Below are 22665 nucleotides of genomic sequence, written 5' to 3' on the forward strand. Positions count from 1 at the left end.
ATGTCGTGGTGGAAGGCGGTGCGGAACAGAGTGCGGCCAGAGGCGGAGGGCTGCCGTCACTGTGCCGAAATGCACCGTTCGCGCCCCCTGTCACGCTGACGACCTCACCCAGAGCAGCGTGATCCGACGGGCCGTGGGAGTTCCCCCGTTCACCCCTGGAACAGCAGTCCGGGCCGGTGTCCTCGCCCCGCCGCCCGGGCCATGCGGAACGATCCGGCCGCATTCGGCGATCATGATCCGTGTGACACGGGGTAGGCACGGCCGGTGAATCGTGAACCATTCGAAGAACGGAGGCACTGTGCCGACACCGAACCCGCTCGAACCGACCGGTCCCGTCGCCGCCGACAGGCTCGCCGTCGCGTGGCCGGGCTGGATGCGTGAGCACGCCGCGGCCTGGGTCGAAGTCCCGCTGCGCATCGCGCTCATCGTGGTCGTCCTGGCCGTCGTCCGCTCGGTCGCCAAGCGGGCGATCACGCGTGTCGTCCAGCACATCCTGGAGCCCTCGGGCGGCGACGGCGCTGCACGGCGGCCGCGTTCGGACCATGGGGTCGCCGTCCTCCACCGCGACCGCTCCCGCGCCCGGCAGCGACGTGAGCAGCGGGCCCGCACCATCGGCTCCGTGCTCAGCAGCGCGGTGACCATCGTGCTGTTCCTGATCGGGACGGCCATGATCCTCGATCAGGTCGGCATCGCCCTGGGGCCCCTCCTGGCCAGCGCCGGCGTGGTCGGCCTGGCGATCGGCTTCGGTGCGCAGAGCCTCGTCGCCGACTACCTGTCCGGGCTGCTCATCATGATCGAGGACCAGTACGGAGTCGGTGACTCGGTCGATCTGGGCGAAGCCGTGGGAGAGGTCGAACACGTCGGTATGCGGTTGACCCATGTGCGTGACCTCAACGGCGGTCTGTGGCACATCCGCAACGGCGAGATCCTGCGCGTCCGCAACGACAGCCAGGACTGGGCCCGCGCCGTCCTGGACGTCGCCGTGGCCTACAACGCCAACCTCGACGACGTCTACCGCGTGCTGGAGGAGGCGGGACGCGCCGTGCGCCAGGACCCCGCCTTCACCGACCTGCTGCTCGAGGACCCCACCGTGTGGGGCGTGCAGTCACTGGACGCCGACGGGGTGGTCGTCCGTATCGCGGCCAGGACCGTCCCCCTGCAGCAGTGGGCCGTCACCCGCGAACTGCGCCGCCGGGCCAAGGACGCCCTCGACGCCGCCGAGATCGACATCCCGTTCCCGCAGCGCACCATCTGGCTGCGCACCGACGACTCCGCGGACGAGGGCGTGTCGCCCACGCGCTGAGGGCGCGCCCGTTCCCGCACATCCCCTGAGCGGGGTGGCCGTCGGTGCCCGGTCGTAGGCGGTCCGCCGGGTCCCACCCCCTCGCCGCTCGCGGACAGGGAGAGGTCAGCTCCGACCGTCTTCCGTCCACGGGCGGAGCTTCTCCGGATTGCGGACCGCCCAGATGCGGGTGATGCGGTCGCCGGTGAGGTCGAAGGCCGCCACGGTCACGGTGACGCCCGAGCGCTGGGCGACCAGGCCGGGCCGGCCGTTGACCGTCCGCTCCAGGAGCGTCAGCCCGGGGGCGAGGGTGGCGATGTGGATCAGGTACTGGGCGATGCGGTCGCTGCCCTCGACCGGGCGGCGGACGGCGCCGACCATCCCGCCGCCGTCGGCGGCCATCGTGGCGTCCGGGTCGAGGAGGCCCACCAGGGCCTCCATGTCCCGTGCCTCCCACGCCTGCTTGAAGAGCCGCACGAGACCGGCCTGCCCGGCCTTCGGGACCGCCGGTGCCTGTGCGGCGCGAACACGGCGGCGGGCGGAGGACGCCAGCTGCCGGCAGGCCGCGGGGGTACGGCCGACGATCTCGGCGATCTCGGCGAAGGAGTACCGGAAGACGTCGTGGAGGACGAACGCCACACGTTCGGCCGGCGTCATCGACTCCAGCACGACGAGGAAGGCCATGTCGACCGACTCGTCCAGGGTGATCCGGTCCGCCGGGTCGGCCCCGTCGCCGCCCGCCGGCCCGCTGATCCACTCCGTACGGTCGGGCAGCGGCTCGGGTATCCACTCGCCGACGTAGCGCTCGCGCCGGACCCGCGCCGAGCCGAGCAGGTCCAGGCAGACACGGCCGGCCACCGTCGTCAGCCAGGCGCCGGGCGACCGGACGGCCTCCTGCTGCTGCCGTGACATCGCGTACCAGCGGGCGTAGGCCTCCTGCACCGCGTCCTCGGCCTCGGTCAGTGAACCGAGCAGCCGATAGGCGACGTTGACCAATTGGCGCCGCTCCCCGACGGCCGTCCCCGGCCCGGATCCGTCGTGCCCCTGCTCGGGTGGGGTGCTCATGTCGCCTCACATTTTCCGGGCCTGCGTCGTCGGACCACCGAGACACTACCGATCACCGCCGTGAGGCAGAGAAGGGGACCACGCCATGGCCATCACCCGGACTACGGCCGAACAGCGCGGCCTTACGTTCCTTCAGGTCGCGATCGCCCTGCAGACCTTGTGCATCTTCTTCCAGGCGGTCACCGCCGGAGTGCTGCTCTCCTCGTCCCACGGAGAGGTGCTGCACGGTGTCGGGGCGCGCGTGATGTACGGCGCGTCGATGCTGTACGTGCTTGCCGCGGTCCTGGCGTGGAAGCCGGGCGGAGGGTCGCCCCGTCCCGTCCTGCACGCCTCCGGCTTCCTCGTACTCGCCTCCGTGCAGGTGGTGTTGGGCATAGCGCACATGCCGTCGCTCCATGTGCCGCTGGGAGTCACGATGTTCGCCCTGAGCGTGCTGGCGCTCGGGCAGGCACTCGCCGCCCGGTTGCCCGGGCGCGCGGGGGACAGGCCGTAGCCCCCCGAGCGACGGACGGGCCAGGCATACGGCGGTGACCTCGGGATACCCGCCTCTCATGAGGATTCCGGCGGGTTTGTACGACGCTGATCGGTCGCTGGCCAAACAGGCTGCCGCACACATTCCCCCTGATGTCGGCAGGGTGTTGTCGGCGGTGGAGGAAGCCGCCGAGAGCACGAAGCTGTGGTGGGGCGCCGCCGTCGCGATGGCATGGCTGGGCGGGCGGCGCGGCCGCAGGGCGGCGGTGACCGGCCTGACCGCCCTGCTCCTCGGCCAGCTCGTCGCGAACGGCCTGGGCAAGCGGCTGGCCGACCGGCCTCGGCCGCCGAAGGAATGGTTCCCCCACGACGAGGTGGACGACCGCCCCGACTCGTCGTCGTTCCCGTCCGGTCACACCGCGGCCGCCGTGGCCTTCACGGCGGCCGTGGCGTCGGCCTGGCCCGCCGCCGGGGCCGTATGTGCGCTGCCGGCCGCCCTGGTCGCGCTCGAACGGGTGCAGAGCGGTGCGCACTATCCGACCGACGTCGCCGGCGGTGCCGTCATCGGCCTGGCCGGCGCCTGGCTCACGCATCGAGCTCCGCGTCCGACAGCGCGCCACCGGGCCTAGGGCGGCCACCCACCCCCTCGCGCGGACCTTCCGGCACGCCGGTCGAGTCCCGCATCGGGCTTCCGTCCCGTCCGGGACGCCGAGCGACGATTGACTCGCCCGTTCGGGGTACTCGCGCGCTCGTCGGACGGCCGGGCGAGGGTTCCAGCCCGGCCTGCGGAATCACAGAGGAACGGAGGTGACGCCGTGTCGACCACGCAGCCGCACGACACCGCATCCGAAGGCAGTGTGGACCGCTCAGGTCAGGAGCCGGTGGGCGAGTTGGTGCAGCGGGCGTCGCAGCAGCTGACGGAGCTGGTGCGGGGTGAGCTGAGGCTGGCGCAGGCGGAGATGAAGGAGAAGGGCAAGCGTTACGGCAAGGGGGGTGGCCTGTTCGGCGGCGCCGGCGTCGTCGGCTTCCTGATGCTGGAAGCGCTGGTCGCCACCGCCATCGCCGCGCTGGCGGTGCCGTTGCCGGTGTGGGCGGCGGCACTGATCGTCACCGCGGTGCTGGGTGTGATCGCCGCGGTGATGGCCATGAGCGGAAAGAAGCAGGTCGACCAGGCCGCGCCGCCCGCGCCCGAGAAGACCGTCGAGAACGTGAAGGCCGATGTGGCCACGATCAAGGAGAGTGCGCACCGATGACCCAGCCGCCCCACGACGAGCCCTCGGCCTCCAGCCCCGAGGAACTGCGCGAGCAGGTCGAGCAGACCCGGACCGAACTCGGGCAGACCGTCGAAGCGCTCGCTGCCAAGGCCGACGTCAAGGCGCGCACGCAGGAGAAAGCCGCCGAGGTCAAGGAACAGGTCGCCACGAAGGCAGGCGAGTTGAAGGTGCAGGCCGCACTCAAGGCCGGTGAACTGAAGGCCAAGGCTGCCGACTTGGCGCAGCAGGCGCAGGACAGTCTGCCCGACCCGGTGAAGGACAAGGCCTCCCGCGCGGCGGAGCAGGCCCGGACGAAGGCGGCCCGGGCCGGTCAGCTGTGGGAGGAGAAGGCACCCGAACCGGTACGGCAGAAGACGGCCCGGGGCGCACGCGCGGCGCGGGACAACCGCAACGTGCTGCTCGCGGCCGCCGGCGTGGCCGCCGTGGTGTGGCTGGCCTGCCGCCGGAAGGGATGAGCCGGCCGCGGGCGACCCGTCTCGCCCGCGGCCCGGTCGGCCGGCCCCGGCGTTCCCCGCCATGGCCGGCGCGCACAGGAATGGAGGAGGGCCGGCAGGGATACCCGCATCTGACGGGTACGGACACCCGGCCCTCCCACCTGGCCGGTACGGATCCCGGCCCTCGTGTCCTGCCGGTACCGACACCCGGCCCTGCCCCTGCGATCAGCACCCGACGAAAGACGCCCACCTCATGTCCGATCAGCAAGCCTCCACCGCTCTGATGGCCGCAGCGGTCGTCGCCGTCGTCCTGGTCGCCCGCGCCGCGGCCCTCCACCAGGGCGGCCTGAGCCCCACCGCCCGCGCCGTCCGGCGGCTGCGCCGCCGCCTCACCTCCGGCACGGTGCACGGCGCGCCGTCCGCGGCCGGAGTCCCGGACGACGCCTTCTCCCCGGTGCTGGAGGCGGAACAGCACGTGTACGGCTACTGGCAGCAGGTCCGGACGCGTCCGGAGCCGCCCGAGTGACACCGACGGCCCGGGGAACCCGTGCGGCCATGGCTGTCGACCACACCCGAGCACCCGTTCTCGAAGCGCTCGTCGAGTACGGTCGCACTCGGCAGACGTCGTTCAGCCCACCCGGACACAAACAGGCACGCGGCGCCGATCCCTCCTGCGGGAGATCCTCGGTGACGGCGTCTTCCTCGGCGACGTCCTGGCCTCGGGCGGTCCGGACGACCGGCTCACCCGTGGACGGGTGCTGGAACGGGCCGAGAAGCTGCTGGCGGATGCCGTCCACGCCGAGCGTTCTTCGGGCCGGCGGAGCACGTGCCGACGGCCGCGGCCGCGGGGCGCGTGGCAGCGGAGATGATCACGCCCTACCCCCCCGGGGATTCCCGCCGTACTGCCCGGTGAACGCCTCACGGAACCGGTGCTGTGCTGTCCGTCCACCGGGCGGCAGGCGGGCATGAACCTGCCCGACGCCGGTTCCCCGGACCTCGAGACGATCAGGGTGGCCGCACCGGCGGCCGACTGACACGGTCGGACGAGTCCGCGGGCGCCGCGGAGCGGGGAGGCGGCCGGGGGACCGGCTGCCTCCCCTGTGGTCAGGCCGGCATTCGCAGCAGAGCGAGGGGTGCGGAGGTCGGCTGCTCGGATCCCCCGGCCGGCTCGACGGTGATGCCGACGCCCGAGGCCCGGCCGACCGCTCCCTCCATGAGGACGGCCTGACTGCTGCGGCCGGGGTTCATCAGCCCGGCCGAGCGCATCTTCCCGCCGTCGGCGAACCACAGTTGGTACACCTTGCCGTGCGGCGGGGCCGGCATGCGCGAGGCGACGAACACGGCCTCATCGCGTCCGGCGGACACCACCAGCGTTCCCGCGCCTCCGGCCACCTTCGCCGAGCGGCTCCGGGCATCGGGAGCCGCCAGCACACGGGCCAGCTCGTCGGCGTGCCGCTGCGCCCGGACCACCTGCCGGTGCGCGTCCTGGGCGCGTTCGTACTGCCATGCGGCGGTGCCACCGAACGCGACCGCGGCGGCGACGCTCGCGGCCAGCGCCCACCGGGCCGGCCCGCGCCACCGCGGCACCAGGCGGCGGACCTGCTCGGCCCGGGCGACGTCGGGGTCCACCTGGCGCACGGTGGTGACGCGGCCGAGAACCTGATCCCGCATGGCGCGGTGGACCGGCGTGGTGGCCGCCAGGGCCAGGCGTGCCGCTGTCGCGGTGAACTCGGCGATCTCCTGCTCGCACGCCTCGCAGCCGGTGAGATGGTGCTCGAAGGCGGCGCGCTCGTCGTCGGGCAGCGCGTGCAGGGCGTAGGCGCCGGTGAGACTGTGCAGATCGGTGACGCTCATGCGGTCACCCCCAGGCAGTCGCGGAGCCGGATGAGACCGTCCCGCAGGCGGGTCTTGACCGTACCCAGCGGCAGCGCCAGCGCCTCGGCGACCTGCCGGTAGGTGAGCCCCTGGTAGTAGGCCAGGGTGACGGACTGGCGCTGCAGCTCGGTCAGGGTGCGCAGGCAGCGGCGTACCTGCTCCTGCTCCAGGCGGCTCTCGACCTGCTCGGTCACCTCGTCGTAAGCCGGTGTCCGCTCCAGCAGGGCGGCCTTGGTGTCGCGTGCGGCGGCGGCCTCGACCGAGCGGACCCGGTCCACCGCCCGCTGGTGCGCCACGGTCAGGATCCAGTTGATGGCCGACCCGCGCTCGGCTCGGTAGCGGGGAGCGGTGCGCCACACCTCGACCAGGACGTCCTGGGCGACCTCTTCCGACTGTGCCTGGTCGCGCAGGACCGCGCGGACGACTCCGAGGACGGAGCCGGCCACCGCGTCGTAGAGCGCGGCGAACGCCTCGTGGTCGCCCAGGGCCACCTCCCGCAGCAGTTGTTGCAGATCAGGCCCGGGAGAGGGCTTCCTGCCGATGAACACGGCTTCCTTCACAACGTTCCTCTCACGGGTGCGACAAGCCACAACATGCCCGCGTAATCCGGTACCAGGCGCCGCCCGGATTGGTCCGTCGGGAATCGTCCTCCTGGTGCCGCGCCGGAGGAGGTCACACGGCATGCGACGGGGGCGGCCCCGATGCTCGGAGCCGCCCCCGTGGCGCACGGGAATCCGCCGGTGGCCGACGCCCTTGGCCGACTCCTTCGCTTCACGGACCCTGCCCGCGGCCCCGGCCGCGCGTCCCTTGGCAGTCAGCGCCTCGTTGCCCGTGGCGCGTCCGGCTTGCCTGGGCGGCCTCGCCGACTGCCTGCTCGGCCTTGGCCCGGACCTTCTCAAGGCATGATCCACGCCCGCGGAGGTGTGGCACGCGGGATGCGGGAGAAAGGGGAACAGCGCGACCCACCCCCATGCCCCGCGTCCCGTGAAAATAACTCATATTTTGTGTGCTTGTAGGGGCGAAGTAAGGGCATTCGGTGGCCAGGAGGTTGATAACAATGGTTCCCCTGCTTCTGGTTCTTCTTCTGGCTCTGATCCTCTTCGGCGCGGGCTTCGCACTGAAGGCGCTGTGGTGGATCGCGGTGATCGTGCTGGTGCTGTGGCTGCTGGGCTTCGTGGTCCGGCCGGCCGGCAGTGGCGGCCGCAAGGGTCGCTGGTACCGCTGGTAGAGGCGGGCGCTCGGCACCGCAGCGCGCCGCAAGGGAAGTAGGAGTGAGGCCCGGCCGGACACGGCCGGGCCTCACTCGCGTGGAGATCCGGCACGGCAGAGACGGCTGGATGAAATCGGTCCCGATGGGTGGGAGGCGGGCCTATCGGACGCACCGCGGGGTAGGCGAGCAGAGCGGCGGCCCCGCGGAATCAGCAGTGGAACCTGCGCCTCCAAGTTCTACGGGGCCGCTGCGCAGGCGGTTCCGGCGCACGGTCGGCTCAGGGAGCCTGCAAACCGGTGTGATCGCGCCCGGACAGTCGTCGATCCACTGCCGCGCTGAGCGCGCCACACCGTCGCGCAGGACCTGCCGCGCCACTTTCCGCCGGGCCTCCGCCAGTTCCGCCGCGATGGCACGGGTGGTCTCCTCGTCGCAGGTGACGGTCGCCGGCACGGGCTCGCCGACGAGCGGGCACTGCTGACGCAGGTGGGTCGGCGGGTGGGTGTCCTCGACGCTGTGCCCGCGCAGCGCGCCGACCCGGCGCAGCCGCTCCCGCTCCCGTTCGGGCACCGAGTCCAGATCCGCGACAAGGTGCTCCCACAGTCCGTTCGCCCGGGCGTCGTCCCGGCTTCCGGAGCGGGCCCCGCCCCGGGCGGCGGCATTGATCTCACGGCTCAAGATGGTGACGACGGCGTCGCTCGGCAGCAGCCGGCCGAGCAGACTCCGCCGCCGCCATCTCCTGCCACAGCCGGCTGGCTCGGGGTTCGAGGATCCGCTGCCCGACGACGATCATGTCCGGATTCTCGTGCAGCAGACCGGTCGGCATCACCGTGCCGCTGGCGGTGGCGTGCCCTAGGGAGGCAAGGCTCCGCATGGGGAGTTGCACTCGGTAATACCCCCGGCGCTGCCGTTCTCCCAGCCGTGGACGTCGCAGTGGGGCATACGAAACCCTCCGGGCTCCTGCTCGGTCGCGGCGGTCGTGCGGCCGAGGCGCGCTGCCATCTATAGCAGCCTGCGTTCGCCCCCCGAAGAACCCGCCGAGTCACCCGTGACCTGTGGCGCGGGGCCCGTCCTCCGCCCCGCCGACGGGCTACGACGCGCCCACGGCCTCCAGCAGGACGTGCAGATCGTGGGCCGCCTCGGCGGTGGACAGGGTTGCGGCCGCCAGGATCGCCACGGTCGCGGCGGCGAGCCCGGGGTGTCGGCCGAGGGGAGGGGCGAGCAGGGCGGCGACCCGGCGGGGCACGGGCCCGGCGCCGGCCAGCGGGCCGCGGCGGCCGAGGATGCCCATGGCGGCTCCGGGGGCGCGGGCCACCGTGTCGTGTGCGGCCAGCGCGGCCTTGCCCACGGTGCGGGCGACGCGGACGCGGTCGCCGGTGACCGTGCCCGCGTGTTCGTCGGCCCAGCGCTCGATGGTGTATGTCACGGCGGTGGCCAGCGGACGCAGCAGCGGGTTGGCGGCGGCGCCCAACTGGGCGAGCGCCACGAAGAGATAGTGGTGTGCGGCCAGGTGGGCGCGTTCATGAGCGAGCAGAATGCCGCGCTCGGACGTGTTGAGGGTGTGGAGCATGCCGGTGGAGACGACGACACGCCCGGGCAGGCCGGGCAGCGCGTAGGCGTCCGGGGTCTCGTCCTCGACGATGACCAGGCCGTCGTCGGGCGCGGGCATGCATGCCGCCCGCAGCGCGGCGGTGGCCAGCGAGCGCGCGCGACGCCAGAGCATGCGTGCCGCGGTGACCGCGGCACCGCCGAGCAGCAGGCCTGCGACCAGGGCGACGGACAGCTCGGTGGGGTCGTCGTGCTGCGCCGTGTGCACCGACCAGTGACCGAGTCCCGCGAGCGCCGGGATGCGGATGAGCCCCGTGACGGCGAGCAGTCCCAGCGAGATGGTGCTGGCCGTGGCGAGCACCAGGGCGGACAGGGTGAGCAGCCAGGTGGCCAGGCGGGGTTCGCACCGCTCGGAGAGTATCCGCGCGCCGAGCGGGGCGAGCAGCGGGAGCAGCAGCGGGAGGTAGACGGCGATGCGCATCCGGGTGGGCTCTTCCTACCGGTCGTCGTCCTGGTCGGGGCCGAGCAGCTGGCGGAGCAGGTCGGCGTCCGTGGCGGACAGGCTGTCGGCGAAGCGGGCGAGGACGGCCTCGCGGTCGGGTCGCTCCTCCAGGACGGTGCGCATGCGGCGGGCGGCGAAGCCGGGGTCGTCGGTGACGGGGGCGTACGCGTAGGCGCGGCCGCGCCGGGTGCGGTCGAGCAGCTGCTTGGCGTGCATCCGGGTGAGGATCGTCACCACGCTGCTGTAGGTCAGCTCACCGCCGAGGCGCTCGGTCACCTCGCCGGGCGTCAGCGCGCCGTCGGCGCGCAGCAGCAGATCGAGGACCTCCGCCTCTCGTTCGCCGTTGGCCCGTTTGGGGACTCGCTCATGGGCATCCGGGGTCATGGGTTTGTCGATCTCTCCCTCATCTTCTACAGTCGTGTAGAACTTCTACGGCGGTGTAAAAGATGCCGTCTTCCGAGTGTGCCACGCGCTCAGGTCCGAAGGACAGCGCGGGCAGGAAAGGACCGCCGGGTGACCCAGGCCCTGAACGTGCTCGACGCCACCTCGCTCCTCACGACCGTCGGGGCCGCGGGTGTCTTCCTGGTGCTGTTCGCCGAGACGGGGCTGCTCATCGGGTTCTTCCTGCCCGGCGACTCACTGCTGTTCACCGCGGGCCTGCTGTGCACCACCCGAGCCTCGGGCGTCCACCTGTCGCTGCCCGGCGTGCTCGCCGCCGCCGTGGCCGGGGCACTGCTCGGCGCCCAGACCGGATACCTCATCGGCAGCCGCGCCGGACGGGCCCTGCTGGGCCGCAGCCGCAACCGGCACCTGCTGGACGGTGTGGCCAAGGCCGAGGCGCTGCTCACCCGGTACGGCCACGGCAAGGCGATCGTGCTGGCCCGGTTCATCCCGGTGGTACGGACCGTGCTCAACCCGCTGGCCGGCGTCGCGCAGGTGCCCGCGCGCACCTTCGCCCTCTGGCAGATCACCGGGGGACTGGTGTGGACGGTGGGCCTGGTGCTCGCCGGCTACGCCCTGGGGAACAGCGTCCCCAACGTCGATCACTACCTGCTGCCGCTGGTCGGCGCGCTGGTCGCCGTGTCCCTCCTGCCGCTGGCCCTGGAGATGCTCCGCTCCAGGCGCCGCGCCCACACGACCACGGAGCCGAACGGGGAGGAAGCAGCGTGAAGATCACGTTTTTGATCCACAACGTCTACGGGATAGGCGGCACCGTCCGCACCACGCTCAACCTGGCCGCCGCACTCGCGGGCCGGCACGAGGTCACGATCGTCTCCATGCTGCGCCACCGCGCCCGCCCCCGCTTCGCGGTCGACCCCAGGGTGACGGTGGTGCCCCTGGTCGACACCCGCGAGCACGGCGCCGACGCGGCCGATCCGCTGCTGCACCAGCCGGCCGAGGTCTTCCCCGCTGCCGAGAAGCGGTACAAGCAGTACAGCCGCCTCACCGACCGGCGCGCCGAGGAGTACCTGCGGGCCTGCGAGGCGGACGTACTGATCGGAACGCGGCCCGGTGTCAACGTCTACCTGGCCCGCTTCGGCTCGCCGCGCGCCCTGCGCATCGCGCAGGAACACCTCACCCACGACTCCCACAGCAAGAAACTGCGTGCCCACCTCGCGCGGCACTACCGCGACCTGGACGCGGTGGTCACCACCACGGAGGCCGACGCCGCCGTCTACCGGTCCCGGATGCCGCTGCCCGGCGTGCGGACCCTCGCCATCCCCAACTGCGTGCCGGACCCCGGCCTCCCGCCCGCCGACGGCAGCGCCAAGGTGATCGCCGCGGCCGGACGGCTGGTGCCGGCCAAGCGGTTCGACCTGCTCGTCGAGGCCTTCGGCGAGGTCGCAGGCAAGTTCCCGGACTGGTCCCTGCGCATCTACGGCGCGGGCACCGACAAGCAACGGTTGCTGCGGCTGATCGAAGAACAGGGACTGGACGACCAGGCGGCCCTGATGGGAGTGGTCTCACCCATCGAGGACGTGTTCGTCCGGGCGTCGATCGTGGCCTCCGCCTCCGACGCCGAGTCCTTCGGGATGACGCTGGTCGAGGCGATGCGGTGCGGCGTGCCGGTGGTCGCCACCGACTGCCCGCTCGGTCCCGCCGAGATCATCGAAGACGGCGTCGACGGCCGTCTGGTGCCCATGGGCGACAAGCAGGCGCTCGCGGCCGAGCTGTGCCACCTCATGGCCGACGAGTCCGGCCGCCGGCGCATGGGCGAGGCCGCCCGCACCGCGGCCCACCGCTTCGACCCGGCTCGTATCGCGGCCGTCTACGAGGAGCTGTTCGCCGAGCTCACCGCCACGCGCCGGTCCCGCGGCCGGCAGCGCGACAAGGCCCGCTGGCGCGCCCGGGCCGGCCGTGTGCTACGCCGACTGCGCGGTTGATCACACCCCTGACGAGGGCGTCTGAACCGCGCACCGCTGGGTACGAGCCCCGTTCCGTGCCCTCCCGAGCAGCACATGTCCGCCCACCGCAGAAATGGTTCCATGAGCGCGATCAGCATCGGCCAGGCAGCCGTCCTGGGAATCGTCGAGGGAGTGACCGAGTTCCTCCCGGTCTCCTCCACCGGCCATCTGAAGATCACCGAGGGGCTGATGGGCATCCCGGTGGACGACGCGGCCGTCGTCGGGTTCACCGCGGTGATCCAGGTCGGCGCCATCGCCGCGGTGCTGGTGTACTTCTTCAAGGACATCGTGCGGATCGTCTCCGCCTGGGGCCGCGGCATCGTCGACCCCGAGCAGCGCCGACGCCACGACTACAAGTTCGCCTGGTGGGTCGTCTACGCCACCCTGCCCGTCGTGGCCGTCGGTCTGGCGGCCAAGCCGCTCATCGCCGGCCCGCTCGCCTCGCTGTGGGTGGTGGCCGGCTCGCTGATCGCCGGATCCGGTCTGATGTGGGTGGCGGACCGGCTGGGCCGGCACAAGCGCGGTGAGGACGACACCGGCCTCAAGGACGCGATGCTGGTCGGCTCCTCGCAGGTCCTCGCGCTGCTCTTCCCCGGTTTCTCCCGCTCCGGGGCGACCATGTCCACCGGGCTCATCCTGGACCTCGACCGGGTGGCGGCCACCCGGCTGTCGTTCTTCCTCGGCATCCCGGCGCTGACCGGCGCCGGCCTGTACGAGCTCAAGGACGCGCTCGGCGCCGGAATGAGCCCTCTGCCGGTCGCCGTGGGCACCGCCGTGTCCTTCGTCGTCGCCTACGCCTCCATCGCCTGGCTCCTGAAATTCGTCGCCCGGCACACCTTCAGCGCCTTCGTCGTCTACCGGATCGCCGTCGGCGTGCTACTGCTCGGCCTGCTGGGAAGCGGGGTGCTCACCGCATGACCATCCTGGACACGCTCACCCGGCCGCGCCCCGCCGCCGGGGCCCGCCCGTCGCGCCCGGTCCCGTGGCTCGCGCTCGTCGCCGCCGCCTACGCCCTGGCCCAGCTCGTCCTCGTGGTCCCGCACCTGGGGCTCGGCTGGGACGAGACCGTGTACCTGTCCCAGGTCGACCCACGCAACCCGGCCGCCTACTTCAGCGCCCCGCGCTCGCGCGGCATCAGCTTCCTGGCGGCCCCCGTGCTGGCCGTCACCGGCTCCACCACCGCGCTCCGGATCGTCCTGGCGCTGCTGTCCGCGGCCGCCCTGTACGGCGCCTACCGCATCTGGCAGCCGCTGATCGGCCCCAGGCGGACCGCGCTCGCCGCGCTGCTGTTCGCCGGTCTGTGGACCACCGTGCTGTACGGGCCGCAGGACATGCCCAACCTGTGGGTGGCCCTGTCCGCGGTGGCGGCGGTCGGCTGCCTCCTGCGCGTCGTACGTTCCTGGGCGCGACGGCGGTACCTGCTCGGCCTGGGGGCCATGGTCGCGACCGCCACCTGCTTCCGCTTCTCCGACGGCGTCTGGCTCGCCCTGCCCCTGCTCGCGGCCTGCGCGATCGTCCCCGGCCGGCGGCGTGCGGCGCCCGCGCTCGCCGTGGCCGCCGGCCTCGCCGCAGGCAGCGCCCAGTGGGTCACGGAGGCGTACGTACGCTGGGGCGGGATCGGCGCCCGGCTGCACGCCTCCAGCGCCACCGAGGGCGGCATGGGCACCCACTGGGCGGGCGGCCTGGCCTGGCAGAGCCTCAACGGCCCGTTGCTGTGCCGCCCCTGCACCGTGCGGCTCGGCCACCCCGAACTCACCCTGTGGTGGCTGGCCCTGCCCGCCCTCGCCCTCATCGCCTGCGCCGTGGCCTGGCGCACCGGGCGGCACCTCGCCGTGACCCTGCTGCCCGTCGCCTGCGCCGCCGCGCTGAGCGTTCCGTACCTGCTGCTCATCGACTACTCCGCACCGCGCTTCCTGCTGCCGGCCTACGCCCTGCTCTCCCTGCCGCTCGCCACCCTGGCCGCACACGCGCTGCGCGCCGTCCGCCCGCCCCGCGCGCGCGGCCTGGTCGCGGCGGCGGCGGTCCTCCTGCTCGGCCTGCACCTGTCCGCGCAGTACGAGGTCCTCGACCGCAACGCGGCCGACGCCCGCGCCACCGCCGACAAGTACCGCACCGCCGCGCGCGACCTGCGCCGCCTCGGGCTCAGCCCGCCGTGCGTGGTCAGCGGCAAACTCGCGCCGCCCGTCGGCTACTACGCGGGCTGCGCCTCGGCGAACGTCGGCGGCAACAACCGCAACACCAGCGCGCACGCCCTGCTGCACCGGGCCGCCCGCGTACCCGCCGCCGCCCTCACCAGGGCCCACTCCGGACCACCCCACTACGCCCGCCACTGGAAGAAGCACCGGCTTCCCGGCACCAAGCTGACGGCATACACGCCTCGATGACCTGAAAGATGTAACCGCTGCTACATTCACAGATGTGTCGAGCAAGGTATCCGGAATCCGCTGGCTCATCCTCGTGATCAAACTGCCCGCCGAGCCGTCCCGGCACCGGGTGGCCGTATGGCGTGAGCTGCGCAAGATCGGCGCGCTCTCGCTCGGCCAGGGCGTGTGGGCCGTACCCGACGTTCCGGCCTTCGCCGACGGCACCGCCCGGGCCCTCACCCTGACCGAAGAGTCCGGCGGTCAGGCCGTGACCCTGAGCGCCGCCGGGCGCGGCCCCGAGGACGCGGTCCGTTTCCAGGCCATGTTCACCGCCGCACGGTCCGAGGACTGGGCGGAGTTCCTGGCCGACTGCGGCAAGTTCGAGGCCGAACTGGCCAAGGAGATCCGCAACCGGAAGTTCACCCTGGCCGACCTGGAGGAAGAGGAGCAGTCGATGGAGCGGCTGCGGCGCTGGCACCGCGACCTGACCGCGCGCGACGTGTTCGGCGCACCCGAGGCGGCCGACGCCGGCGAACGGCTCAAGCAGTGCGCCGCCGCCTGCGAGGACTACGCCGAACGCGTTCTCGCGGCCCTGCACCAGGTCCCGGTGCGCGAGCAGTGAGCGCCTCGACCGGTGCACAGGCCGCCGGTGCGCCGGCCCCGCAGATGTGGCCGCTGTACGCCGCCGGGTTCACCACGGCGTTCGGCGCGCACGGCATCGCCGCAAGCCTCGGCAGTGACGCCACCGACGCGGTCACCTCCCTGCTGGTGCTCGGCGGACTCCTCGCCCTGTACGACGGCGCCGAGGTCGTCCTCAAGCCGGTCTTCGGCACCCTCGCCGACCGCGTAGGGGGCCGCCCCGTCATGGTCGGCGGGCTGATCGCCTTCGCCGTGGCCTCCGCGCTGTACACCGTCGCCGACAGCCCCGGCTGGCTGTGGGCGGCCCGCCTCGGCCAGGGCGCCGCCGCCTCCGCGTTCTCGCCGTCCGCCTCCGCCCTGGTCGCCCGGCTCAACCCGGCCGCCAAGCACGGCCGGGCCTTCGGCAGCTACGGCTTCTACAAGTCGATCGGCTACACCCTCGGCCCCCTGCTCGGCGGCGTCCTGGTGTGGGCCGGCGGCCTGCGGCTGCTGTTCGCCATCCTGGCGGTGCTCGGCGCCGCGGTCGCCGTGTGGGCCGCGCTCGCCGTCCCCGTCGTACCGCCGCTGCCCAAGGCCCGGCAGACCGTGTTCGACCTGGCCCGCCGTCTGGCCGACACCTCCTTCCTCGCCCCCACCGCGGCCCTCGCCGCGGCGACCGCCGCCCTGTCGGTCGGGGTGGGATTCCTGCCGGTCTCCGGTCGGGTCGCCGGTCTCGGCACCGTCGCCACCGGCGCCGCCGTCTCCGTGCTCGCCGCCTGCGCGGCACTGGTGCAGCCCCGAGCCGGGCGGGCGCTGGACGACGGACGCCTCACCACCCGCGCCGGCCTGGCCGCCGGACTGCTGACCACCTCCGTCGGCCTGGCCTGCGCCATGCTGCCCGGCCTGACCGGCGTGCTCCTGGCAGCCGCCCTGATCGGCGCCGGCACCGGCCTGATCACCCCGCTCGGCTTCGCCTCCCTGGCCACCGCCACCCCGGCCGCGCGGATCGGCCAGACCATGGGCGCGGCGGAACTCGGCCGCGAACTCGGTGACGCGGGCGGCCCGCTGCTGGTGGCCGCCGTCGCCACGTCCACCACGCTCACCCACGGCTACGCCGTCCTCGCGGTCCTCCTGGCATCGGGCGCGGCACTCCAGCTGGCCCACCGCCGGACCACGGCGACGCCGTACAAGACGGAGACCTAGGGGGTACGGGCGTCAGGGGTACGGGCGCCGCCCGGCCGCATACCCGGCCGGCTCGCCCGCTCCCCAGGACACGCCTCGGCGCAGGACACTGTCAGCAGGACGGGAGGCCACCATGCTGACGGACATGCGTGAACACCTGGGCAGAGCCCTGTTCCACCGGGTCGCCGGCCCCGACGGGCCGGTGAACCGGGCCCGGATCCACGGCACCCCCGGAGCGCGCTGGTTCGCCCCCGACCGTCCGATCCGCACGGTCCACGGTGACGCGTCGATGTTCATCGGCGGGATCAGCGCCCTGCTGCTCCAGTCCCTGCACCCCCTCGCCATGGCCGCCGTCGCGGCCCACTCCGGCTACCGGGGCGACCCGTGGGGCCGACTGCAGCGCACCAGCACCTTCCTCGCCGTGACGACCTACGGCACCGCCGAGGACGCCCAGGGAGCGGTCGACCACGTCCGCGCCATCCACGAACGGATCCGCGGGCGGACGGGCGACGGATCGGCGTACCACGCGGCCGACGCCCACCTGCTCGGCTGGGTGCACGCCGCCCAGACGGACAGTTTCCTGCGCGCCCACCAGCACTACGGGGCCCGCCCGCTCGACACCGCCGCCTGCGACGCCTACGTCGCCGACACCGCGCGGATCGCCGAGTCGCTCGGCGTGACCGACCCGCCCCGCGACCTCCGAGGACTGACGCGCAGCCTCGCCGCCTACCGGCCCGAACTGCGCGCCACCGGGGAGGCCCGAGCCGCGGCACGCTTCCTGCTGCTCCAGCCGCCGCTCCCCCTCATGGCCCGGCCGTTCTACGCAGGCCTGGCCGCCAACGCCGTCGCACTGCTCCCGTCCTGGGCCCGGAGCATGCTGCTGCTGCCCCGCATCCCCGTCCTCGAGGACCTCGCGGTACGCCCCGCCGGCCAGGCACTGACCAGAACCATCCGCTGGGCCATGACCCCGCCGCCGCAGCGCCACACCGACTGACCGGCGAACCCAGCCGCGGCCGCTGCCGCTGCCGCGCGGGTGTCCTCACGTACCCGCGCGGCAACGGTGGGGTCAGATGCCGAACGGAGCGGCGTAGCGGACGGTTCCGCCGGGGAGCGGATGGCCGGCGTCGAGGCCGAGGGCCGTCAGAGCCTCGTCGGGGACCTCCATGGTCAGGCCGATGCCGTGGGCGGAAGCGCGGGTGAAGCCGAACCGGGGGTAGTAGGCGGGATGCCCGAGGACGACCACATGGCGTTCGCCCGCCGACCTCGCCGCGGCCAGGGCGGCGCGGACGGCCGCCGCACCCGCACCGGTGCGCTGATGCTCGGGCCGGACGGCGCACGGAGCCAGACACAGGGCGGGTACGTCGTCGATGTGGCAGCGGGTCAGCAGGGCGTGGCCCACCGGGCGGCCGGCCGCGTCCACGGCGACGAGTGAGAGACCCTCGATCCAGGCGGTCGGGTCGGCGCGCAGGGCGTCGACGAGATCGGCCTCCGCCGGGGTGGGGAAGGCGGCGAGGTTGATGTCGCGGACGGCGGCGATGTCGGCGCCGGTCTCGGCGCGCGTGGTCCAGGTGTTGCCCATGACGATGGGAGATCCGTTTCAGGAGATGTTCGTGTGGTTTCCCCGCGAGCTCACGCTCTGGGCGAGGGCGGACAGGATCAGGCCACGGCCCAGGACGCGAGGGAGACCCGGGCACGCACGGTGGCCTTCGACACGGTCGTCAACCTCACCTCCCTGATCCTCGACTCCTGACCGAACACGAACCCCGCAACCATACCGAGAGCGGGCTGGCAAGGAGGCGCGGGCAGGACCGGACCGCCCACGCGGGAGACCTTCCCGAAGCGGCGGTCGTCCCCTCGTTCATCCGCCGTTCACCGCACAACCATCCGTTCGTCCCGGGTGTCTCACCGTCGAACCTCACCCGCGTACGCGCGCTTCGACACCACTCGTGCTCCCAGGAGGAACCGTGGGCATCCGCAGGCCGGCCCTCGCCACCGCCGCAGCCGCCGCGCTGATCGGCGCGTTCACCGTGCCGCTCGCAGCGGGCACCGCATCCGCGGGGGAGGCGGCCGCCCCGGTGCGCGAGGACTTCAACGGCGACGGTTTCCAGGACCTGGCCGTCGCCGCGCCCGCCGCCACGGTGGGCGGCCACACCTGGGCCGGCTACATAGCGATCAGCTACGGCTCGGCGAACGGCCTCGGCCCGGCCCGTACCACGGTCATCACCCAGGACACCCCCGGTGTGCCCGGTACCTCCGCGGACAACAGCGGCTTCGGCTACGAGTTGTTCCCCCGCGACCTGGACGGCGACGGCGTCACCGACCTCGCTGTCGCCACGCACGAGTACCAGCCGGCCGACAACATCGGCGGTTCGGTGATCATTCTCTGGGGCCGGACCACAGGGTTGTCCGGCACCGGCGCCGTCCGTGTCCCCGCACCCGCCAACGCGTTCGTCGGCGAGGACATCACCGCCGGCGACTTCGACGGCGACGGCCACACGGATCTCTTCCTGAGCGACGCCGAGGACTACGACGTCCGGGCGGTGCTCTACGGTCCGTTCGACCGGGGCGGAGCACCGGCCCGTGAGCAACGGCTGACCGTGTTCAGCACGGACAACACGATCTGCTCCACCGCCGCGGGCGACTTCGACGGCGACGGCATCGACGACCTCGCGACCTTCTACGTCTACGAGGACCACGCCGAGGGCGGCAAGCTGTGGCTCGGCACGGACCACGGCCTGTCCACCGTCCCGCAACGGCTGAACTCCGCGAACGCCGCCGCCGTCGGCGACTTCGACAAGGACGGCTACGCCGATCTCGCCACCCGGGTCTACCCGAACGGCGAGACGTACCTGGAGGAGGACCCCGGGACGATCAAGATCTACTACGGTTCGCCGACCGGGCCCAGCACGACCCGCACGAAGACCATCACCCAGGAGACCCCGGGCGTGCCCGGCGCGAGCGAGAAGGGCGACCAGTTCGGGGGGCGACTGAGCGCGGGCGACGTGAACGGCGACGGATACACGGACCTCGCCGTGGGCGTCCCGGGCGAGGCGATCGGCACGGTGACGAAGGCCGGCTCGGTGGTGCTGCTCGAGGGCGGAAGGAGCGGGCTGACCGGCACGGGCGCGCAGGCGTTCCACCAGAACACCCCGGGTGTGCCGGGGGCGGTGGAGAAGGGCGACGTGTTCGGCGGTTCGGTACGGCTGCTGGACGTCACGGGAGACAGGAAGGCCGACCTGGCCGCGGGCGCTCCGGGCGAGAACCTGGGCACCGTCGTGAACGGCGGTGCTCTGTGGCTGCTGCGCGGCACGGCTTCCGGCCTCACGGCCGCGAAGGCCTTCGCTGAGAACCCGGTGGACCTCCGGGCGCCGTCCGCGAAAGCGGAGTTCGGCGAGAACCTGGGTGGGGACAACGGGCCGGTCCAGCTGATTCCGTAGGGCCGGCGCAGCGAGCGACAGCGGCGGTCCGCTCGGGCGATTCTCCGGTGCCCGGAGCACGCCTCGGTCCGTGACACACGCTACGCGCGTGGTTCCCGTGGTCCGTGGCAGGTGGTAGACACGCAAGGTCACAGTTCCTGTCCGCCAGCAGGAAGGTTGCTGCCGCATGTCCGCAACACGACGTCAGGTCCTCGCCGGAACAGGGGCCTTGGGGGCGGGGATCGCCTTCACCGGTGCCCTGTCCGAGCTGTTCGCGGGTACCGCCGCCGCGCACGGCCTCGGCCACACCGGCTACGGCCCGCTCGTCCCCGATCCGAACGGCCTGCTCGATCTGCCGAAAGGATTCCGCTACCACGTGCTCTCCCGCGAGGGCGACCGGCTCCGCTCGGGAGAGGGCCGCGTCCCCTCCAACCACGACGGCATGGCCGCGTTCGCCGGCGGCGGGGGCCGTACCCACCTCGTCCGCAACCATGAGAACCGCGTCACCGCGGCGATCGCGGTCCCCACGGTCGAAGGTCTCACGTACGACCCGGCCGGCAAGGGCGGCTGTACGGCTCTGACACTCGACGCGGATCGGCGCGTGCTGTCCGAACGGGTCGCCATCGCCGGGACGGCCGTCAACTGCGCCGGTGGACGCACCCCTTGGAACACCTGGCTCACCTGCGAGGAGACCGAGGACCGGGCGGGCACGAACGGCTACACCAAGGACCACGGCTTCATCTTCGAGGTCCATCCCACCGATCCCCTCCGCACCGGCGCCGTACCGCTCACGGCGATGGGCCGCTTCCAGCACGAGGCCATCGCCATCGACCCCCACAAGGGCGTGGTCTACGAGACGGAGGACGCCTTCGAGAAGCCCTTCGGCCTCTTCTACCGCTTCCTCCCCGACAAGCCGCTGGGCGGAGTGGGATCGCTCCGCGCGGGCGGCCGGCTCCAGGCGATGCGGGTGCCCGGCGTTCCGGACCTGTCGACGGTCCAGGAGACCGGCGCGCGCTTCGACGGCATCGAGTGGGTGGACGTACCCGATCCGCTGGCCGCCTCCACCCCCACCCGGTTGCAGGACTACGGCCCCGGGGGCATCACCCACGCGCAGAAACTGGAGGGCTGCTACTGGGGCGGCAGTTGCGTCTACTTCGTGTCGTCCTTCGCCCGCAGCGCGGACGGGTCCACCGCCGACCACTACGGGCAGATCTGGCGCTACGACCCGGCGCGCCGCCGACTGACCCTGGTCGTCGTGTTCGGCCCGGACACCGATGTGCAGCTGCCGGGGGAGTCCCCGGACAATATCTGCCTCGCCCCGGGAGGTGGCCTGATGGTCTGCGAGGACGGCAACGGTGCCCAGCACGTCTTCGGCGTGACCCGCAAGGGCGAGGTGTACGCGATGGCCCGGGGCCGCCAGAACATCGGGACCGCGGACAAGCCCGAGTGGGGCGAGTTCGCCGGCGTCACCTTCGCCCCGGACGGGCGGACGATGTACGTCAACTGCTACACGCCCGGCACCACTTTCGCGGTCACCGGTCCGTGGCGGAGGTAGACGCCGGACAGGGTTCGTGACGGCTCCTCGCGGCGGGGCGTGTGCAACTCGCCCCGCCGCGAAGGAGAGGAGACGAGGCCGGGATCACGTGCTGAGCAACCGCTGCTTCCGCTGCTCGAACTCGGCGTCGGTGAGGACGCCTTGATCGCGCAGTGCCGCCAGCTTGGCGATCTCGTCCGCCGGGGACGGCGGTGCGGCCGGGGCGAAAACGGGCATGGGCGGCGCCGACTTGACGGTGGCACCGGCCTCGGGACGTACGGCCCAGCGGGCGGCGAACACCACGGCTCCGACACCGATGAGCACCATGCCGAAGGTCTTGTCCTCCTCGGCGATCCGCTTGTCCTGCTCGGCCTCGAACCTGGCGTCCCGCGCGGACTGATCGGCCTCGTAGCCGAGGGTGTCGGCCCAGTCGGCAGCCGAGGCGTCGATGGCCTCTTGGTCGGCGGTGACGCTGTCGCTGTCGGCCTGGAGGTAGATGATCAGTCCGATCGCGGCGATGACCAGCCCCAGCAGGGTGAGTGCGAGGCGTGCTCGTCTTCTTGCTCTGCTCATCGTCTCCCCACACGAATGTCGTTGCAGCATGCATCATGCCGCGTCCACCTCGTCATGTGAACGTCTCGTGGCCGTTCCGTGCTCAAGATGAGTGGAGTGCCCGCGGTCGGCCGTGCGGGCGAGGAAGTGCCCGGGTCGCTCGACCTCCTTCTGTGCGACGGGCGTTCACGTGGGCTCGGTGTCGGGGACGTACTCGTCGGCGTGCTCGCCGGTGACCAGGTACACCACGCGACGTGCGAACGAGACGGCGTGGTCGGCGAAGCGTTCGTAGTAGCGGCCGACCAGCGTGACGTCGACGGCCGTCTCCACGCCGTGCTGCCACCGGTCGTCCAGCAGGTGCTGGAAGATCATGCGGTGCAGCTCGTCCATGCGGTCGTCCTCCTGCTCCAACCGGAGGGCGGCCTCCACGTCCAGGGTGAGGAGCGCTTCGGCGGCCTGAGCCATCAGGCGCTGGGCGAGCTGTCCCATCTCCAGGACGGTGCGGTGCAGGTCCCCCGGCACGGCACGGTCGGGGTAGCGCCGCCGGGCGAGCTTCGCCACGTGCGCGGCGAGGTCGCCGCAGCGTTCGAGGTCCGCGCTCATCCGCAGGGAGGTGACGACGGTCCGCAGGTCCGTCGCGACCGGTTGCTGCCGGGCGAGTACGGCGATGGCCCGGTCTTCGAGGTCCCGCTGCAGGTCGTCGACCTCGGTGTCGCCGGAGATGACGCTCTCGGCGAGGGTGAGGTCGGCGTCCAGGAGGGCGGTGGTGGCGCGGCCGATCGCCGAGCCGACCAGGCGGCTCATCTCCATGAGGCCGGCGGCGAGCGAGGCCAGCTCCTCGTGGTAGGCCCCTCGCATCGAACTCCTCCTCCTGAGGTGGGTCTCGTCCCTCCTGCCAGGCTCCCACAGCCGTCCGCCGGGCTCCCGTCGCCGGGTC

Annotated in this window: 26 protein-coding genes and 1 pseudogene; 18 read left to right on the plus strand and 9 right to left on the minus strand. The window is 72.7% G+C overall.

What is annotated here, in order from left to right:
• Positions 1-298: 298 nt before the first annotated feature.
• Complete coding sequence (locus BLW57_RS37365; RefSeq protein ID WP_256339710.1) at positions 299-1303, plus strand: mechanosensitive ion channel family protein; 1005 nt, start codon at positions 299-301, stop codon at positions 1301-1303.
• 105 nt (positions 1304-1408) lie between these two features.
• Here the strand turns inward: BLW57_RS37365 and sigJ are convergent, their stop codons facing one another.
• Positions 1409-2347, minus strand: coding sequence for an RNA polymerase sigma factor SigJ (gene sigJ / locus BLW57_RS37370; RefSeq protein ID WP_093480103.1), 939 nt, complete (start codon positions 2345-2347; stop codon positions 1409-1411).
• A gap of 85 nt (positions 2348-2432) precedes the next feature.
• Here sigJ and BLW57_RS37375 point away from each other — a divergent pair, with 85 nt between their 5' ends.
• The 6 genes and pseudogenes from BLW57_RS37375 to BLW57_RS42655 all read left to right on the plus strand — a co-directional run.
• Positions 2433-2840 (plus strand): hypothetical protein, encoded by a 408-nt coding sequence (locus BLW57_RS37375; protein ID WP_093480104.1) that lies wholly within the window; start codon positions 2433-2435, stop codon positions 2838-2840.
• 154 nt (positions 2841-2994) lie between these two features.
• Entirely contained in the window at positions 2995-3447 is a 453-nt protein-coding gene (locus tag BLW57_RS37380) for a phosphatase PAP2 family protein (protein ID WP_306822913.1), read from the plus strand.
• A gap of 252 nt (positions 3448-3699) precedes the next feature.
• A complete protein-coding gene (locus BLW57_RS37385) occupies positions 3700-4071 on the plus strand; it encodes a phage holin family protein (RefSeq protein WP_093481108.1) in 372 nt (123 codons plus the stop codon).
• A complete protein-coding gene (locus BLW57_RS37390; RefSeq protein WP_093480106.1) occupies positions 4068-4547 on the plus strand; it encodes a DUF3618 domain-containing protein in 480 nt (159 codons plus the stop codon). The genes BLW57_RS37385 and BLW57_RS37390 overlap by 4 nt, the downstream gene beginning before the upstream one ends.
• A gap of 232 nt (positions 4548-4779) precedes the next feature.
• The gene (locus BLW57_RS37395; protein WP_093480107.1) at positions 4780-5052 is read left to right on the plus strand and encodes a hypothetical protein; all 273 of its coding nucleotides are present in this window, start codon (positions 4780-4782) and stop codon (positions 5050-5052) included.
• A gap of 29 nt (positions 5053-5081) precedes the next feature.
• Positions 5082-5335: pseudogene (locus BLW57_RS42655) on the plus strand (ornithine decarboxylase); the annotation flags it as partial.
• Positions 5336-5630: 295 nt separating this feature from the next.
• Here the strand turns inward: BLW57_RS42655 and BLW57_RS37410 are convergent.
• On the minus strand, positions 5631-6380 hold the full coding sequence (locus BLW57_RS37410; protein ID WP_093480108.1) for an anti-sigma factor: 750 nt from the start codon (positions 6378-6380) through the stop codon (positions 5631-5633).
• A complete protein-coding gene (locus tag BLW57_RS37415) occupies positions 6377-6961 on the minus strand; it encodes a sigma-70 family RNA polymerase sigma factor (protein ID WP_093480109.1) in 585 nt (194 codons plus the stop codon). Before BLW57_RS37415 ends, BLW57_RS37410 begins: the two co-directional genes overlap by 4 nt.
• A 497-nt stretch (positions 6962-7458) precedes the next feature.
• Here BLW57_RS37415 and BLW57_RS37420 point away from each other — a divergent pair, with 497 nt between their 5' ends.
• The gene (locus BLW57_RS37420; protein WP_073895967.1) at positions 7459-7629 is read left to right on the plus strand and encodes a DUF5670 family protein; all 171 of its coding nucleotides are present in this window, start codon (positions 7459-7461) and stop codon (positions 7627-7629) included.
• Between the two features lie 141 nt (positions 7630-7770).
• On the opposite strand, the gene BLW57_RS37425 is transcribed toward BLW57_RS37420, so the two are convergent.
• The 3 genes from BLW57_RS37425 to BLW57_RS37440 all read right to left on the minus strand — a co-directional run bounded on the left by BLW57_RS37425 (position 7771) and on the right by BLW57_RS37440 (position 10042).
• On the minus strand, positions 7771-8286 hold the full coding sequence (locus BLW57_RS37425) for a hypothetical protein (protein ID WP_093480110.1): 516 nt from the start codon (positions 8284-8286) through the stop codon (positions 7771-7773).
• Between the two features lie 412 nt (positions 8287-8698).
• Complete coding sequence (locus tag BLW57_RS37435) at positions 8699-9637, minus strand: M56 family metallopeptidase (RefSeq protein ID WP_093480112.1); 939 nt, start codon at positions 9635-9637, stop codon at positions 8699-8701.
• Between the two features lie 15 nt (positions 9638-9652).
• Positions 9653-10042 carry a BlaI/MecI/CopY family transcriptional regulator gene (locus BLW57_RS37440; RefSeq protein WP_093480113.1) on the minus strand — a complete coding sequence of 130 codons (390 nt, stop codon included), beginning with the start codon at positions 10040-10042 and terminating at the stop codon, positions 9653-9655.
• A gap of 129 nt (positions 10043-10171) precedes the next feature.
• On the opposite strand from BLW57_RS37440, the gene BLW57_RS37445 reads away from it, so the two are divergent.
• From BLW57_RS37445 to BLW57_RS37475, 7 genes are all read left to right on the plus strand, one after another.
• A complete protein-coding gene (locus BLW57_RS37445; protein WP_256339713.1) occupies positions 10172-10828 on the plus strand; it encodes a DedA family protein in 657 nt (218 codons plus the stop codon).
• On the plus strand, positions 10825-12042 hold the full coding sequence (locus BLW57_RS37450; RefSeq protein ID WP_093480114.1) for a glycosyltransferase family 4 protein: 1218 nt from the start codon (positions 10825-10827) through the stop codon (positions 12040-12042). Before BLW57_RS37445 ends, BLW57_RS37450 begins: the two co-directional genes overlap by 4 nt.
• Positions 12043-12144: 102 nt before the next feature.
• A complete protein-coding gene (locus BLW57_RS37455) occupies positions 12145-12981 on the plus strand; it encodes an undecaprenyl-diphosphate phosphatase (RefSeq protein ID WP_093480115.1) in 837 nt (278 codons plus the stop codon).
• Positions 12978-14447, plus strand: a complete 1470-nt coding sequence (locus BLW57_RS37460; protein WP_093480116.1) for a glycosyltransferase family 39 protein — start codon at positions 12978-12980, stop codon at positions 14445-14447. The genes BLW57_RS37455 and BLW57_RS37460 overlap by 4 nt, the downstream gene beginning before the upstream one ends.
• 34 nt (positions 14448-14481) lie before the next feature.
• The gene (locus tag BLW57_RS37465) at positions 14482-15048 is read left to right on the plus strand and encodes a Chromate resistance protein ChrB (protein ID WP_093480117.1); all 567 of its coding nucleotides are present in this window, start codon (positions 14482-14484) and stop codon (positions 15046-15048) included.
• A gap of 44 nt (positions 15049-15092) precedes the next feature.
• On the plus strand, positions 15093-16247 hold the full coding sequence (locus tag BLW57_RS37470) for an MFS transporter (RefSeq protein ID WP_093481110.1): 1155 nt from the start codon (positions 15093-15095) through the stop codon (positions 16245-16247).
• Positions 16248-16359: 112 nt separating this feature from the next.
• Complete coding sequence (locus tag BLW57_RS37475) at positions 16360-17220, plus strand: oxygenase MpaB family protein (protein WP_093480118.1); 861 nt, start codon at positions 16360-16362, stop codon at positions 17218-17220.
• A gap of 72 nt (positions 17221-17292) precedes the next feature.
• Here BLW57_RS37475 and BLW57_RS37480 read toward each other — a convergent pair whose 3' ends face one another.
• The gene (locus BLW57_RS37480; RefSeq protein ID WP_093480119.1) at positions 17293-17805 is read right to left on the minus strand and encodes a GNAT family N-acetyltransferase; all 513 of its coding nucleotides are present in this window, start codon (positions 17803-17805) and stop codon (positions 17293-17295) included.
• A gap of 33 nt (positions 17806-17838) precedes the next feature.
• Between BLW57_RS37480 and BLW57_RS41655 the strand changes: the two genes are divergently transcribed.
• The 3 genes from BLW57_RS41655 (at position 17839) to BLW57_RS37490 (ending at position 21197) form a co-directional block, all read left to right on the plus strand.
• Positions 17839-17976 carry a hypothetical protein gene (locus BLW57_RS41655; protein WP_176985869.1) on the plus strand — a complete coding sequence of 46 codons (138 nt, stop codon included), beginning with the start codon at positions 17839-17841 and terminating at the stop codon, positions 17974-17976.
• A gap of 214 nt (positions 17977-18190) precedes the next feature.
• A complete protein-coding gene (locus BLW57_RS37485) occupies positions 18191-19663 on the plus strand; it encodes an FG-GAP-like repeat-containing protein (RefSeq protein WP_093480120.1) in 1473 nt (490 codons plus the stop codon).
• 166 nt (positions 19664-19829) lie between these two features.
• Positions 19830-21197 (plus strand): alkaline phosphatase PhoX, encoded by a 1368-nt coding sequence (locus BLW57_RS37490; RefSeq protein ID WP_093480121.1) that lies wholly within the window; start codon positions 19830-19832, stop codon positions 21195-21197.
• An 84-nt stretch (positions 21198-21281) separates the two neighbouring features.
• Here BLW57_RS37490 and BLW57_RS37495 read toward each other — a convergent pair whose 3' ends face one another.
• Positions 21282-21749 (minus strand): SHOCT domain-containing protein, encoded by a 468-nt coding sequence (locus BLW57_RS37495; RefSeq protein ID WP_256339714.1) that lies wholly within the window; start codon positions 21747-21749, stop codon positions 21282-21284.
• Positions 21750-21914: 165 nt separating this feature from the next.
• Positions 21915-22586, minus strand: coding sequence for a phosphate signaling complex protein PhoU (phoU, locus tag BLW57_RS37500; protein ID WP_093480123.1), 672 nt, complete (start codon positions 22584-22586; stop codon positions 21915-21917).
• Between the last annotated feature and the right edge of the window lie 79 nt (positions 22587-22665).

The organism is Streptomyces sp. 1222.5, assembly GCF_900105245.1.
In the GTDB taxonomy this organism is placed as follows: Bacteria; Actinomycetota; Actinomycetes; order Streptomycetales; family Streptomycetaceae; genus Streptomyces; species Streptomyces albidocamelliae.

Bases quoted from the DNA above. Each gene is read 5' to 3' on its own strand.
- BLW57_RS37375 (WP_093480104.1), top strand. From the start codon at position 2,433: ATGGCCATCACCCGGACTACGGCCGAACAGCGCGGCCTTACGTTCCTT.
- phoU (WP_093480123.1), bottom strand. From the start codon at position 22,586: ATGCGAGGGGCCTACCACGAGGAGCTGGCCTCGCTCGCCGCCGGCCTC.
- BLW57_RS37460 (WP_093480116.1), top strand. From the start codon at position 12,978: ATGACCATCCTGGACACGCTCACCCGGCCGCGCCCCGCCGCCGGGGCC.
- BLW57_RS37455 (WP_093480115.1), top strand. From the start codon at position 12,145: ATGAGCGCGATCAGCATCGGCCAGGCAGCCGTCCTGGGAATCGTCGAG.
- BLW57_RS37390 (WP_093480106.1), top strand. From the start codon at position 4,068: ATGACCCAGCCGCCCCACGACGAGCCCTCGGCCTCCAGCCCCGAGGAA.
- BLW57_RS37490 (WP_093480121.1), top strand. From the start codon at position 19,830: ATGTCCGCAACACGACGTCAGGTCCTCGCCGGAACAGGGGCCTTGGGG.
- sigJ (WP_093480103.1), bottom strand. From the start codon at position 2,347: ATGAGCACCCCACCCGAGCAGGGGCACGACGGATCCGGGCCGGGGACG.
- BLW57_RS37410 (WP_093480108.1), bottom strand. From the start codon at position 6,380: ATGAGCGTCACCGATCTGCACAGTCTCACCGGCGCCTACGCCCTGCAC.
- BLW57_RS37395 (WP_093480107.1), top strand. From the start codon at position 4,780: ATGTCCGATCAGCAAGCCTCCACCGCTCTGATGGCCGCAGCGGTCGTC.
- BLW57_RS37470 (WP_093481110.1), top strand. From the start codon at position 15,093: ATGTGGCCGCTGTACGCCGCCGGGTTCACCACGGCGTTCGGCGCGCAC.
- BLW57_RS37475 (WP_093480118.1), top strand. From the start codon at position 16,360: ATGCTGACGGACATGCGTGAACACCTGGGCAGAGCCCTGTTCCACCGG.
- BLW57_RS37440 (WP_093480113.1), bottom strand. From the start codon at position 10,042: ATGACCCCGGATGCCCATGAGCGAGTCCCCAAACGGGCCAACGGCGAA.
- BLW57_RS37420 (WP_073895967.1), top strand. From the start codon at position 7,459: ATGGTTCCCCTGCTTCTGGTTCTTCTTCTGGCTCTGATCCTCTTCGGC.
- BLW57_RS37495 (WP_256339714.1), bottom strand. From the start codon at position 21,749: ATGAGCAGAGCAAGAAGACGAGCACGCCTCGCACTCACCCTGCTGGGG.
- BLW57_RS37435 (WP_093480112.1), bottom strand. From the start codon at position 9,637: ATGCGCATCGCCGTCTACCTCCCGCTGCTGCTCCCGCTGCTCGCCCCG.
- BLW57_RS37480 (WP_093480119.1), bottom strand. From the start codon at position 17,805: ATGGGCAACACCTGGACCACGCGCGCCGAGACCGGCGCCGACATCGCC.